Annotated in this window: 1 protein-coding gene and 1 pseudogene; both read left to right on the top strand. The window is 44.5% G+C overall.

Annotated elements, in window-relative coordinates; genetic code table 11:
* The coding region (locus tag R8N47_RS26955) for a RimK/LysX family protein (RefSeq protein WP_318186334.1) at positions 1–221 on the top strand (221 nt) is incomplete at its 5' end.
* A gap of 154 nt (positions 222–375) precedes the next feature.
* Positions 376–580, top strand: a pseudogene (locus R8N47_RS26950) (transcription elongation factor GreB); the annotation flags it as partial.

Raw genomic sequence — 580 nt, 5'->3', positions numbered from 1 at the left:
TGAAAATTACTGCGAAAAAAGGCGAGAAAGCAAACGTCCGTCCGGTGGTGGAAATGCACGTCAAACTGGGTGACTTAGAGAAGAAAATTCGCGTGAATTTGCAAGATCGCGGACGCTTTCATTACAGCATGATTTTGGGTAAAAACTTCTTAAAGCACGGTGCGTTAGTGGCGAGTGAAACCAATTACATCGTGACGAAAAAACCAGATTACGAAAAATAGTCGAACCGTCGCCTAACCTAATTGCCAATACCCAAAGTCCGCTCTGAGAATCTTGTGGCTTTGGGTATAATTCTAGGTTTAGGATGAAGATCGCGTAAGCGTCGATGCTGCTGAATGTGCGGCATTTTTTATGCCGAAATGAATAGGAGCCAAATTGAAAACTAAGCTGATTACCCGTGAAGGTTATAACAAACTCAAGCAAGAGCACGATTACCTCTGGAATGAAAAGCGTCCAGAAATCACCAAGATCGTGACGTGGGCGGCCAGCCTTGGCGATCGTTCGGAAAATGCTGACTACACCTTCAATAAACGACTGCTGCGTCAAATCGATCGACGCGTTCGTTTTCTCAGAAAGTTTT

Source organism: Vibrio sp. 2132-1 (assembly GCF_033344315.1).
Note: the sequence above shows the minus strand (reverse complement) of the source record. Positions and strands in the feature narration are given on the sequence as shown.